Consider the following 13,970-nt stretch of genomic DNA (forward strand, 5'->3'; position numbering starts at 1 on the left):
TGTAAGTATTCTTTAGTTCAACGTATACGGTACTGAAAACCGACTTTTTGAACATGTACTATAGTCATACATAATCAGCAGCTTGAAAGGAAGACAAGAAGGAATGCTACGAGTTGAACATTTATCCCACTCGTTCCGCAACGCACAGGGAAGCGTGCCGGTGCTTCAAGATATTAATCTGACGATTGGGAAAGGCAAGATGGTTGCTCTGCTAGGCAGCTCAGGTTCAGGAAAGTCCACGCTACTTAATCTAATGGCTGGGCTGATGAAGCCAGATCAAGGCAAAATTCTCATCGCCGATCAGGATATTGTTCGCTTCGGCGAGAATCGTCTGGCGGAGTTCCGGCGCAGCCATATCGGTTTTATTTTTCAATCGTATGAGCTGTTATCCAATCTTACGATTCGGGAAAATGTGGAGCTGCCGCTGGTGTTTATGGGCGTGAGTCCCTCCAAACGTAAGGTCAAAGCGCTACAGTTGCTGGAGCAGGTGGGCTTGGGTGAGAAAGTTAATCTGTTCCCTTCCCAATTATCTGGTGGTCAACAACAACGGGTCAGTATTGCACGCTCCCTCATTACTGAGCCGTCGGTTATTTTCGCGGATGAGCCTACAGGGAATTTGGATACGGAGACGGAGGAAGAGATTATTGCGATTTTGCAGAAGCTTAATCGGGAGATGAACACGACCTTTGTCATTGTGACGCATGAAGCAGAAGTGGCTGAGCAGATGCAGGTTGTACTTACGCTACATAAGGGTGTGTTGGTTGAAGAAACGGCATGAGAAGCTTGAGGTAGAGGAGAGAAATTGTGAGATTACTGGATGTATTACGTATGGCCTGGGGACAGATCATTCGTAGGAAGATGGTAACGCTGCTCTGCATGATCGGTCTGTCCATTGGCTCGGCGGCAATGATTATTGCGCTTAGTGTAGGACAATCCGTACAGACCTTTAGCGAGCAAACGTTAAATGCCAATTATAAGATGGATGAGATTACGATTTCGCCTAATGAAGGTATTCGTACCGGCAGCGGTAGTGGAGGGCAGAAGTCTAATTTTGAACGGGGAGCTCTGACCTTAGAGAAGATTGAGATTATTCAAAGACTTCCGCATGTGGTTGCTGTCGCACCGATGTTGAAGATGGACACATTAGAAATGGTTCTGCCAGACGGACGCAGCACTTATGTTGAAGTCATTGGAACGGAGCTTGAAGCACTGCGAGGATTCGGATACACCTATTCGCAAGGACGCGGGGCAGAGGATGGAAGAATTGCCGTGACGAGTTATGGGGCTGCGTTTGGATTGGTGGATCCCAAGGTAACTCAGAAGTTAATCGAACAATTGAATGCCGATCCGTATAATAACGATCTCTTGCAGCAGTACACGGAGATGTCAGCGAAGCAAGATCAATTAGTACAGCAGCGGGTTCAGTTTCGCTATGAAGATTATACGAATCCAGGCAAAACCAAACTGAGCGGTTCTGTGACCGTGTCTGGAGAATTGACGAAGCCTTCTAATATGGATGATTTTACTGCCCAAAATGATAAAAAAGTATATTTGCCACTGGATACAGTTCGTGCATTGCAGGATGAACTAGGCATACAACAGACAGATCGTTCGGCTGCTAAGCGTCTTAACTCGGCTCTAGTCAAGGTGGAGAATAAGCGCTATGTTTCTCAGGTTGAGGAACAGATCAAAAAACTGACATTAAATACACAGAGTAATCTGTTTCAAGAGGAAGCCATGTCGAGTCAGCTAGCGATGTATCAAAAGGCAGCTATGGGCATTGGCGGTTTTATTATGCTGCTGGCTTCCCTATCCATTATTGTAGCTATGATCATGTCTACGCATCAGCGTCGCAAACAGATCGGTGTCATGAAGGTGCTCGGTGCGAATCTATGGCAGATTCGCCAGATGTTTATTATTGAAGCAGCGATACTTGGACTGATGGGTGGTGTTGCTGGTGTCGGTATTGCCTTTGCTGCCCTGGATGGGGTGAATAGTTTGCTGGCAAGCCAAATGGCAGATCAACAGAACGGGCCAATGACGGTCATTATCGAGCAGTCTGCTCTGCCGCTAGGCATCGTTTTTGCTGTGCTGGTTGGGGTTGTTTCCGGTATCTATCCAGCCATTAGTGCTTCCCGAACGAATGCACTGAGCGTTATCAAATCGATGTAATACACAGCTTGTACAAGGAGAGAGAAACTCCCCAAACTTTATCAGCGAAAGGGAATATGGGCACATGAAGAAATGGTTTAAAATCATCATCACAATCGTACTATTAGCAGGCGTTGGCTACTGGTTATATGAGAAGTACAAGCCTAAACCGGAGTTGCCGGTAGAGATTCCACCGCCAATTACATTTGACGTAACACAGGAAACGATGACGCAGACCATTCAGGTAAAAGGAAAATCCGTGTACACCGACCAGACGGATGTATTTGCTCCTTATGCTTCGAGCATCAAGCAATGGCATGTGAAGAGTGGAGATCAGGTAAAGAAGGGAGATATTCTGTTCACATTAGATACGACAGCGCAACAAACAGAAGTTCAGCAACTGGAAAGCGATCTGGAAAAAGCTCGGTTAGATTATGAACTTAATCAGGTTAGTGTTGAGCAAGCAGGGATGACGGAAACGCTTGGTGTAACTGAGGAAGAACGCAAGAAGGCTTTTGTTGAACGGGAGGGCAAACGTCTGACAAGCGAGTTGAGTCAGAAAGCATTACTTCTCAAGGAGCAGGAGATACAGAAGAAGAAAGAGGAGATGAGTAAAGCCGTTGTCTATGCTTCCGCGTCTGGTATATTCCAGATGAATGACGAGGACAGCAAAACACGTGCAGTGACAGAGGGACAAGTGATCGGGTCTATTACGAACACCAGTAAACTGAAGTTTATGACGATTGTTGGAGAAGAAGAGATGTTCCGGCTCAAGGTCGGGATGCCCGTTCAGGTACGAATGACAGCGCAGAAAGATCTCGAATTTACGGGGAAGGTAAGCAAAGTGTCCAAATTTGCACGCAAGAGTACGGATACAGATCTGAAACAAGCTTCCCAATTCGATGTGGTGATTGACCTGAAGCCAGACGCAAAAATGTTTGGCGGGGTAAGTCTTGAGGGGGATATTGAGACAACGCGTAAAGACAAAGCCACGGTTGTATCCAGCATAGCCGTTATGCGTGATCAGACGGAGCCTTATGTGTTACTCGACAAAGGAAATGGACAGACCGAGCCACTGACGATTAAAGCCGGGATGGAGTCAGGTGACAAAACAGAGGTGCTTAGCGGTTTAAAACCGGGAGATGTTGTAGTCATCCCTTAGGCAGGTTGCTTGCTATTAGACAGGGAGTGTTCCAATGAGAGGTTCATTGTGGCAAAATAGGTCATGATGAGCCTTTTATTGGCTCTGGGAAAGGGATTCTCGAATTCCTGCCAAATTTATGGAAAAAAATATAAATAATTTTAGTTAATTCAATTTACAGTAATATTTACATGTCGTATAATCGAGCTATGAGGAGGTGAACACGCGATGGGAGGTTTGCAGGCGATGCGCCTTTTTTATAACCTCAATAAGTAAGCGCTTACTAAAATGAAGTAGGCACGTTTGTTCGTCAGGCGTCACACCATTTCATCTTCGTTTCTGTTACACACACACAATCAACATCACCCACATGATTACCACATGATCCGACCCCACACATCCTTAGTTACCCACAATTCCAGTCATTCCGACCTACGACCTACACCGTCACTTATCTTATGTTTTGAGTTGGTATGTCCTTCGTTCCTTGGCTATTGTCTTGGTTATTGTTCAACATGAATGAATCCCGCATGGAGGTGTTATTTCAGCTCATCCGAACGTTCTCTACGTGCTATGCACCATGCTAACACAGAGGATCAAAAAATGAGTATAAACCAAATTTGAACAGGTTCAACTAAATTTTTTACAGGCTAATGGAGAGGACAGAAATAACGTGAAGAAGCGAAGTGGTCGCCTTTATCACCGGATTTTCCCTTTAGAAAAGGGAATCAAAAAAATCTGGGGATAACAGCGATCGGAAGGTTATTCTGTCATCGAAATGGTCAGTGTAAATCTTCTTTAGTTGAACAAATCTAACTAAAGGAAAGGTGGAACTATGAAGACTAAATTGAAAGCTAAATCGAGAGGTAAGAACGCGCTGCGCAAAGGTGTAAAACAAATGCTGGCAGCTACGCTGCTGGCGGCGGGCATATTCCCTGGGATGTCTTCGGGTATAGCTCAGGCGGCAGAGGCGCGTGTGGACAACCCGTTTGTTGGAGCAACGGCTTATCTGAATCAGGATTATTCCGCTCTCGTGGATACGTCCATTGCGCTCACCAATGATGCAACGCTAAAAGCGAAGATGGAAACTGTAAAATCATACCCAACGGCTGTCTGGATCGACCGCATTGCTGCCATCTACGGTGGTACGGATAATGCGGGGCGCAAAAGCATCGAGCAGCATCTGGATGCAGTCCTTGCTCAGAAGCAACCTGGCGTACCTATAACGGCATCTTTTGTTATCTATAACCTACCAGGTCGGGATTGTCACGCCCTTGCATCTAACGGAGAACTTCCCCTAACACAGGCTGCACTACAGACATATAAGACGGATTACATTGATGTCATTGCAGATATCTTCGCAGATCCGAAATATCAGGATATTCGAATTGTTGCGATCATTGAACCGGATAGCCTGCCGAACCTTGTAACGAACCTGAGTACACCAGCCTGTGCTCAAGCGAGCTCAACAGGTATCTATGAAGATGGCATCAAATATGCGCTGGACAAGCTGCATGCCGTTCCAAACGTATACAATTATCTGGATATCGGGCACTCCGGCTGGCTTGGATGGGATACCAACCGTGCACCTGCCATCGCTCTGTACACTAGTGTAGTACAAGATACAGCAGCAGGTCTGCAAAGTGCCGATGGTTTCATCACGAATACAGCTAATACGACCCCTCTGCATGAACCAAATCTGCCTAATCCGGATCTGAACATTGGTGGACAACCGATTCGATCCTCCAGTTTCTATGAATGGAACCCGTACTTTGATGAGACGGACTTCACTGCAGCGCTCTATTCTGGATTCGTCCAAGCAGGATGGCCGACCAGCACAGGCTTCCTCATTGATACCAGCCGTAACGGATGGGGCGGGGTGAACCGTCCAACATCGGCTACAGGCAGCAATATTAATGGCTACGTAAATTCTGGACGGATCGATCGTCGTGATCACCGAGGCAACTGGTGTAATAACAGTGGCGCAGGCATAGGGGAAGCACCTAAAGCTGCTCCAGGTCCGGCACATCTGGATGCCTATGTATGGGTGAAACCTCCAGGTGAATCGGATGGCTCCAGCTCCGAAATTCCGAATAATGAAGGCAAAGGCTTCGACCGGATGTGTGATCCTACCTTCATCACGCGGGATGGCGTATTAACAGGTGCACTACCTAATGCTCCAGTATCGGGTCACTGGTTCCATGATCAATTCGTAACCTTGGTGAAAAATTCATTCCCAGTTCTGCCTTCAAGTAATGGTGGAGGCAACCCTCCGGGAGGTGGTGACACAGCTCCGGCAGCGCCAACCGCATTGACTGCTTCTGCGGGTAACGCTCAGGTGTCATTGACTTGGACAGCTTCTGCAGGTGCAACGAGTTATAGTGTGAAGCGTGCGCTAAGTCCTTCTGGACCGTTCACTACCATTGCAGCAAATGTAAGTGTAACATCGTTCAACAATACTGGTTTGATCAACGGCACAACGTATTATTATGTTGTGACCGCCAAGAATGCAGTAGGTGAAAGTGTTAATTCTACGACAGCTACAGCTACTCCGGTAGCGGGTGTGACAACGCCAGCAGCACCGACAGCATTAACTGCAACGGCAGGCAACGCACAAGTTAACCTGACGTGGACGGCCTCGGCAGGAGCGACAAGCTACAATGTGAAACGCGCAACAAGTGCAGCAGGTCCATTCACTACCATTGCGGCCAATGTGAGCGGATCCTCGTTCACCAACACAGGGCTGACGAATGGCACAACGTATCATTATGTAGTATCCGCTGTGAATACAGCAGGTGAAAGTGTTAATTCTGCTGCGGCTTCCGCTACACCTCAGAGTGTAGTTGTGCCAACGAGTGATCTCGTATTGCAATATCGTGCAGGGGATACGAATGCAACAGATAGCCAGATCAAGCCATATTTTAATATCAAAAACGTGGGTACAACCGCTGTGAACTTGAGTGATCTGAAGATCCGTTATTACTTCTCAAAAGAAGGTACAGCCGCGATGGATTCCGCGATTGACTGGGCACAGATCGGTGCATCCAACATTCAACGCACCTTCACGGATTCCTATGTGGAGCTCAGCTTCACATCAGGAGCTGGAAGCATCCAGCCTGGCGGACAATCCGGAGAGATTCAACTTCGGATGTATAAGACGGATTGGTCGAGCTTTGACGAGTCTAACGATTATTCCTTCGATCCTACCAAAACATCGTATCAGGACTGGAGCAAGGTAACGCTCTATCAAGGTGGAAACCTGGTATGGGGAATCGAGCCTTAAGAGATTGTTGAAAAAAGAAAATCCATCTTTATGAACACGCACTTGAACAGCTGTTTTAATCAGGGTAACCGCAATTCTCCGAATGTTGGAGGATTGCGGTTTTCTCTATGTCATACTGGAACGGTCAATACATATGTCCAACTCATTGGTAACAAACACTGAATATTGATCATTTTCAACGGATAATTACCTATGGTGGAAACGGGAGGATGTCTATAATAGTACCCGATGGCAGGATCTTACTGCTCCTGACTGCTGAGATCGAAGGGGGACAGTGCTGAATTAAGTCAGATAAGGGCTAGGTTGATCCGATTTATTGTAAGCGCAATCATTTCTTTGGCGTCACTATTCTGTCTTAAGGAGAGTGAAGGTGGATGAACTCAGAAACAACAACGCAGGTGCAACAGAGAGCAGCTTCTCGGCAATATGGTAATCGTAAAAAAACGGGGATGCCACTCGCAGCAAAGGTGCTCTCTTCTGCACTTAGTGTGGCATTGCTCTTTGCAGGAACAGCCGGAATCGGTGGGGCAACCGCCGCTGCAAACGGAGCAGGTTCAGCAGAGGTAGGTCTGCAATCCAGTAAGGGAGGCGGGCATGTGAAGGACATTCAACTGGAATACTTGGATCGCGGTCTCGTGGCGGCATCGACTTCGGAAGGTGTTTTTCTCAGTTGGCGTTTGCTTGGAGATGAAGCTACCGGTTACAGTGACCAAGGACTGACAGGCACTAATTTCAACGTATATCGGGATGGGAAGAAAATCGCTACCGTTACGGACAGCACCAACTATGTAGATAAGTCGGGCAAAGCTTCTTCTCGTTATGAAGTTGCCGCAGTTAATGCGAAGGGCAAAGAGAGTAAACGCAGTTCATCGGTCAAACCTTGGGCGAACGGTTATGTTGATCTACCTTTGCAAAAACCAGCTGATGGTGTTACTCCTGCTGGAGAAAAATACACGTACTCGGCTAATGATATGAGCGTTGGTGATGTAGACGGGGACGGGCAGTATGAGTTTTTTGTGAAATGGGATCCTTCCAACTCCAAGGACGTATCCCAAAAAGGGTATACAGGTAATACTTACGTAGATTGTTACACGCTCGATGGACAGTTGTTATACCGAATCGACCTTGGGGTCAACATTCGTTCAGGTGCCCATTATACACAGATGCTGGTTTATGATTTTGATGGAGATGGCAAGGCTGAATTGATGTTCAAGACGGCGCCGGGTACCAAAATCGTGAAGTATAACAAAAAAGGAAAAGTAACTTCCGAGAAATATATTACGTTACCTAAAGAGGATCGCAAAGCAGGATACTCCCATGAGGATGACTACCGCATGAGTGCAACGGACTACTACAACCATGTTGTAGATATGTTCAAGAACTGGCACAAGCACGAAGAAGTGGTCAAGGGTAACTGGCCTGCTACGTTGGAAGAAGCATTTGGTATAGAGAAGAAGTATAACTATCCGCTGTCTGAAGCAGATGCAAAGAGTCTAGCTGACTACTTCATCGATGTGTATGCGCCAAGCCGTAGTGACCGTAATGAGCTGCGCAAATTTGAAGGATTCGTGGTGGATGGACCTGAGTATGTGACGGTGTTCGAAGGGAAATCGGGCAAAGAGCTGGAAACGATCCCTTATGAACCGGAACGTCACGATGATGGTCTGATGTGGGGAGATTATGCGATGAACCGCATCGAACCGGCAAACCGCGTAGACCGCTTCCTGGCAGGCGTGGCGTATCTGGATGGGAAGAAGCCTTCCGCGATCTTCGCGCGTGGGTATTATACTCGCACCACGATGGTTGCTTATAACTGGGATGGCAAGAAGCTCAAACGTGAGTGGAAGGTAGATAGTGGCTGGACGCCAATGAAAAATCCATTCAATGATGGACCTCATGGCGTAGACGGTACAGATCCAACGTACGGTGAAATAACGACGCAAGGTGCGCACTATTTCAGTGTGGCTGATGTGGACGGGGATGGCAAACAAGAGATTGTATACGGCTCTGTTACGATAGATCATGACGGTAGCGTGCTGTATAACTCGAAGGATGTCATGCCTGCTGAAAGTGCAGCGCCAGGAACAATAGCACGATTGGGACACGGCGATGCTCTGCATGTAGCAGACATTGACCCGGATCGTCCAGGGCTTGAGATCTTCATGGTACATGAGGGTGGACCATGGGCTCCGTATGGGTATTCTCTGCGTGATGCGAAGACTGGCGAAGTGATCTATGGTGGCTACACTGGTAAAGACACAGGACGCGGAATGATTGGGGATGTTGATCCAACCCGCCGTGGACTGGAGACGTGGGCAGTGGGATTGTGGACAGCCCAAGGTGAGAAAATAAGTGACACAGCACCAGGTACGAATATGAACATTCGCTGGGCTGGAGATATGACGACACAGATCGTGGATGGCGCTATCGATGTCACGCCTACCATTAAAGATTGGAAGCGGGGTACGTTACTAACCGCAACTGGGACGTTGACCAATAACTACACCAAGGGTACACCTGGTCTGGTGGCAGATATTTTCGGAGATTGGCGAGAAGAGATGCTGGTGAGAACAGCGGACAGCTCTGCCATCCGTATCTACTTGAGCACCGAGGAGACGGATCGGAAGCTGTACACGCTCATGCATGATCCAATGTATCGCGTAGGTATTGCTGGACAGAATAGCGGATACAACCAGCCTTCCTATCCATCCTTCTATATGGCTTCGGATATAGACTGGTCGAAAGTGCCACTGCCTAAATTCCATACGGGTAAGGGCGGTAAGTAAGCTGAACCACAAGTGAATCCGGATTAACGGTAGTACCATTGGAGAAGGCTCTGACAGAGTCCTGTGGTTAAACACATGGGGCAGTCAGAGCTTTTTCGTATGATCAGGTTTTATAATTGCTGTTCAATTCTTCTGCTCTTGCTCGCGAACAATATTGGAATGTAAATGCTGCACAGAGGCGAGATCCTTAAGCACAACCTGTCCCTGCTCATAGGCAAGTGTAGTGATGGAGCATTCGGGGATGAGTGTATGTTGTACAGCAACGAAATCAGGAACCCATGTGTGAAGCTCTTGCGTGGGAAGGGTGTGAACGAGGAAATCCGTAATTAACCCGCCATGTGTGACAAGGATATAATGATTAGTCGTAGTCTGCTCAGGTTCAGACAGCGCTAACTCAGATAGAAAATGGGCTAAACGTTCCCCAGCCTGTCTGGCTGAGTCGCCTACGGGTGGGATATAGTCCGGTTCACGCGTACAACGATTCCACATCTCGACGAATTGTTCGAAGGTCTGGTCAGGGGCATCTCCCCAATTGGCACGCTCACGGAGTCGTTGATCCTTCTCTACAGGAATTGCAGTAGCAAGACTGATGTAATTAGCCGTATCCATTGCTCTTCGAAGCGGGCTGGAGAAAATACGGGCATTCGGCAATTTTTTGAAATATTCCGCGGTCTGTTCAGCTTGAACCATACCCATCTCCGTAAGTCCTACATCTCCTATATACTGTTCCTTGATTCCATGTCTAACAAGATAAATCATCATGCTCATGATCACAGACCTCCTAGATAATTTAAATATGGAGTTACTTTTTCTCATTGAAGAGTAGTTTTTGCATCTATCTAATTAGATTATCATCTAATTAAACAATATTATATCAGTTTTTAATTAAGCTACATAGATTGAACTAGACATTTACACTTTAACGGAGAGGACAGATAAAACCTGAAAAAGCGGAGCGTTTGCCTGAAAGCTTTCTGAAAGAAAGCTACATCGGAAGCACAAGCTATCCCCGGATTTTCACCTTTGGAAAAGGGAATTCGAAAAATCTGGGGATAACAGCGATTGGAAGGTTGTTCTGTCATCGGAGTGGACTGTGTAAATATATGTAGTTCAATCTATATAGGTAGTTTAATTTACGCAAGGGCTATTGGTACAATAGGGGAAGTGAGGATTACTGCAGCGAGGAAGGTGTGCAGAATGGAACAAGAGCAAGACGTACCTATGACAGGCAGTTTGTTTCAGGAGCAATTACGAAGCGAGAACTGTGAACCTCGTTTCTATGCCTATTATTATAAGCAGTGGAATAACTACCGGATGAATTATCATGATCATGATTCTACGGAAATTATGTACATTATCTCGGGAATGTGTCGTGTGGATGTGCAGATGCCAGATGGGAGCGAGGAGCAGACCCTGTTGAAAAAAGGTCAGTTCATCCTGATCGATGCCGGTGTCCCGCACCGCTTGTTAGTCGAGGATGGTGCTGCTTGTCGCATGCTGAATGTTGAATTTGGCTTTGCCATCTCTGCATCGTCGGCATTGGGTCAATCTTCTATTCGCCAATTGGCGCTGGAAGAAGAAGAGGTTCAGCAATTCCTTCAGCATGCTTGTGCCTATCTGGTACTGCCTGACCCCGAAGAGGTGTATTACATTATGAAAAGCCTCGTATTAGAGCTGGATCAGCGCGGATTATCAGAGCAAGGGCGAAGCTTCCAGCCGATGAGGGTGATCCCTCAGGAAGAACGGTGGGAGCATCGAGAGGCACGAAACTTGAAAGCGCTGGATCAAGGCATACTGGTGCGTACCCTGTTTATTCAACTGTTGATTCGCGTTGCGCGTCTGCGTGGGGAGATGAGTCGGAGTGCCTCGGATCAGACGGAGCTGTATGTGAAACGAACGGTGGAATTCATGCATCAGAACATGGATCGTAGCATTCAGATGAAGGATATTGCGGCGGCTGTGAATTTACATCCAGGATATCTGCATCGTATTTTCCGTCAGCACACGCAGCGAACACCAACGGATTATCTGACGATGCTTCGAATGGAGAAGGCTAAGATGCTGCTGCAACAGACCGATATTCCTATATCCGAAATTTCCGATTATGTCGGCGTAGGAAGCAGGCAGTATTTTCATATGTTATTCAAAAAGTATACATCACTTACTCCCGTAGCCTTTCGTTCTTCCAAAGACCGTCATGTCAGTCACTACCCAATACATTCAATGGAAGAATAAAGCGACATGCAGAGCTTGCGGACAATCTTCAAAGGTTAGGATTTTTGACAACCTCAACCTGAAACAAGTCATGATTTTGATAACGCTTCCTTCACCGCCGTTGTTACAATGATTTCACGAAGTACATCCACATGAGATGAGATCATGACCGAAGCACATATTTCGGATCACGGGGAGGAATTAGCAATGTCTTTTAAAGTGGCATTTATCGGAGCGGGAAGTATTGGGTTTACACGAGGGCTGTTGCGAGATTTGTTAACTGTTCCAGAGTTCCGCGATATTGAGATCGCGTTCTGTGATATTAATCAGCATAACCTGGACATGGTTACAGAGCTATGTCAGCGGGACATTCGTGAGAATGGACTGAATATTACAATCCGGCCAACGACAGATCGCAGAGAAGCGCTCAAGGATGCAAAGTATGTGCTCTGCACCATTCGTGTAGGTGGACTGGAGGCTTTTGCAACCGATGTGGATATCCCGCTCAAATATGGCGTTGACCAATGTGTAGGCGATACGCTCTGTGCTGGTGGCATCATGTATGGGCAACGTGGGATCGCCGAGATGCTGGACATATGTAAGGATATTCGTGAGCACAGTGCACCAGATGTATTGCTCTTGAACTACTCCAACCCGATGGCGATGTTAACTTGGGCATGTAATAAGTATGGCGGCGTGCGTACGATTGGATTGTGTCATGGTGTGCAGCACGGGCATCATCAGATTGCGGAAGCATTTGGACTGCAAAAGAGTGAAGTCGATATTATCTGTGCCGGAATTAATCATCAGACTTGGTACATTCAGGCCTCTCATGAGGGACGGGATCTCACGGGCGATCTGCTTGAAGCTTTCGAGAAGCATCCAGAGTTTAGCCGTACGGAGAAAGTACGAATTGATATGTTACGCCGGTTTGGCTACTATAGCACGGAATCGAATGGTCATCTTAGTGAGTATGTGCCTTGGTATCGCAAGCGTCCTGAAGAGATCACAGACTGGATTGATCTAGGTAACTGGATTAATGGTGAGACGGGCGGATACTTGCGTGTATGTACAGAGGGAAGAAATTGGTTTGAGACAGATTTCCCGAACTGGATGAAGGATGAGCCGATGCGGTTTGTTCCGGAAAAGCGTGGGGAGGAACATGGTTCCTATATTATCGAAGGACTTGAGACAGGGCGGGTGTATCGTGGACACTTTAACACCGTGAATCATGGAGTCATTTCCAACTTGCCAGATGATGCGATAATCGAAGCTCCGGGGTATGTGGATCGCAATGGGATTTCAATGCCACATGTAGGTGATCTTCCACTCGGGCCAGCAGCCGTATGTAATGTGAGCATTTCAGTGCAGCGGCTTGCCGTTGAGGCGGCTGTGCATGGAGATGACACGTTGCTCCGCCAAGCCTTCATGATGGATCCGCTCGTTGGTGCGGTATGTAATCCGAAGGAAATCTGGCAAATGGTTGATGAGATGCTGGTTGCTCAGGCACAATGGCTACCTCAGTATGGAGAAGCGATTGCTGCCGCTGAAGAGAGACTGGCTGCCGGTAATCTCATTCCAACGAAGGAATATGAGGGTGCTGCGCGTCTCAAGGTGAAGACGGTGGAAGAAATGCAGCAGGATCGGGATGCAGCGAACAAAAATGCAGGTGAGTCCGACAAAGGGAAAGATCGTGAGAAAGTACAACAATAGTGTAAGCGTCGAATATGGGATTCAGCCGAAATAAGTGGAGGCTTACAAGTTTGTTTCCTTCGGAGACCATGTAATTGCTCACGTAGGTTTGCCTACGCTTCGCTACTCCATTTCTAGTTGCATCCTATCTTCTAGGTAACGAAAACCGTCCTTATTGAATAAATACTTCTAGTTTTAAATAGTGATGTGCTCCAGTTCTCGTGCTGGTGTGTATCACTATTTTTTTATTTTTGATTTTATTATGATAAACATATTACCTTTACAGACATAGTAATATGTCTTATAGTATACCCAGGTTAAGGAAAGTCGGTGAGTCGGTCAGATGCAAGAGCAAACCATTAATAGTGATTTGATTCGAGGAAATATTGATCCTATGATTCTGAGTGTGCTTCTGGCGACAGATCATTATGGGTACGGCATTATTAAGGAAATCTACCGCAAGAGTGGAGAACAGTTCGAATTGAAAGAACCAACGCTCTATTCTAGCTTGAAGCGGTTGGAGTCGAATAGATATGTAGAATCGTACTGGGGAGAACAGACGCAGGGCGGGAGACGCAAATATTACCGAATCACTTCAGAGGGTCGGATAGCCTACGAGAGACAGCTTCAGGACTGGCAAGCAGCCAAGACATTGATTGATAGCATGATCATTATATCTAGAGCAGAGGGAGATGAAGGATAG

Annotated in this window: 9 protein-coding genes; 8 read left to right on the forward strand and 1 reads right to left on the reverse strand. The window is 46.9% G+C overall.

The features are described from left to right. Window positions 1–103: 103 nt before the first annotated feature. From V6W81_RS05025 to V6W81_RS05045, 5 genes are all read left to right on the forward strand, one after another. Window positions 104–778 (forward strand): ABC transporter ATP-binding protein, encoded by a 675-nt coding sequence (locus V6W81_RS05025; protein WP_056694589.1) that lies wholly within the window; start codon window positions 104–106, stop codon window positions 776–778. 26 nt (window positions 779–804) lie between these two features. Beyond that, window positions 805–2,172, forward strand: coding sequence for an ABC transporter permease (locus tag V6W81_RS05030; protein WP_338541875.1), 1,368 nt, complete (start codon window positions 805–807; stop codon window positions 2,170–2,172). Window positions 2,173–2,236: 64 nt separating this feature from the next. Further along, window positions 2,237–3,313, forward strand: coding sequence for an efflux RND transporter periplasmic adaptor subunit (locus tag V6W81_RS05035; RefSeq protein WP_338541876.1), 1,077 nt, complete (start codon window positions 2,237–2,239; stop codon window positions 3,311–3,313). Between the two features lie 814 nt (window positions 3,314–4,127). After that, the gene (locus tag V6W81_RS05040) at window positions 4,128–6,575 is read left to right on the forward strand and encodes a glycoside hydrolase family 6 protein (protein WP_338541877.1); all 2,448 of its coding nucleotides are present in this window, start codon (window positions 4,128–4,130) and stop codon (window positions 6,573–6,575) included. A 449-nt stretch (window positions 6,576–7,024) separates the two neighbouring features. Then, the gene (locus tag V6W81_RS05045; RefSeq protein WP_338543944.1) at window positions 7,025–9,361 is read left to right on the forward strand and encodes a rhamnogalacturonan lyase; all 2,337 of its coding nucleotides are present in this window, start codon (window positions 7,025–7,027) and stop codon (window positions 9,359–9,361) included. Window positions 9,362–9,484: 123 nt separating this feature from the next. Here V6W81_RS05045 and V6W81_RS05050 read toward each other — a convergent pair whose 3' ends face one another. Beyond that, window positions 9,485–10,129, reverse strand: a complete 645-nt coding sequence (locus V6W81_RS05050) for a histidine phosphatase family protein (protein WP_338541878.1) — start codon at window positions 10,127–10,129, stop codon at window positions 9,485–9,487. Window positions 10,130–10,582: 453 nt separating this feature from the next. On the opposite strand from V6W81_RS05050, the gene V6W81_RS05055 reads away from it, so the two are divergent. From V6W81_RS05055 to V6W81_RS05065, 3 genes are all read left to right on the forward strand, one after another. Beyond that, the gene (locus V6W81_RS05055; RefSeq protein ID WP_338543945.1) at window positions 10,583–11,596 is read left to right on the forward strand and encodes an AraC family transcriptional regulator; all 1,014 of its coding nucleotides are present in this window, start codon (window positions 10,583–10,585) and stop codon (window positions 11,594–11,596) included. A 186-nt stretch (window positions 11,597–11,782) separates the two neighbouring features. Further along, window positions 11,783–13,288: an alpha-glucosidase/alpha-galactosidase gene (locus V6W81_RS05060; protein ID WP_338541879.1), complete on the forward strand. Its 1,506-nt coding sequence runs from the start codon at window positions 11,783–11,785 to the stop codon at window positions 13,286–13,288. Between the two features lie 322 nt (window positions 13,289–13,610). After that, a complete protein-coding gene (locus tag V6W81_RS05065; protein WP_338541880.1) occupies window positions 13,611–13,970 on the forward strand; it encodes a PadR family transcriptional regulator in 360 nt (119 codons plus the stop codon).

The organism is Paenibacillus tundrae, assembly GCF_036884255.1.
In the GTDB taxonomy this organism is placed as follows: Bacteria; Bacillota; Bacilli; order Paenibacillales; family Paenibacillaceae; genus Paenibacillus.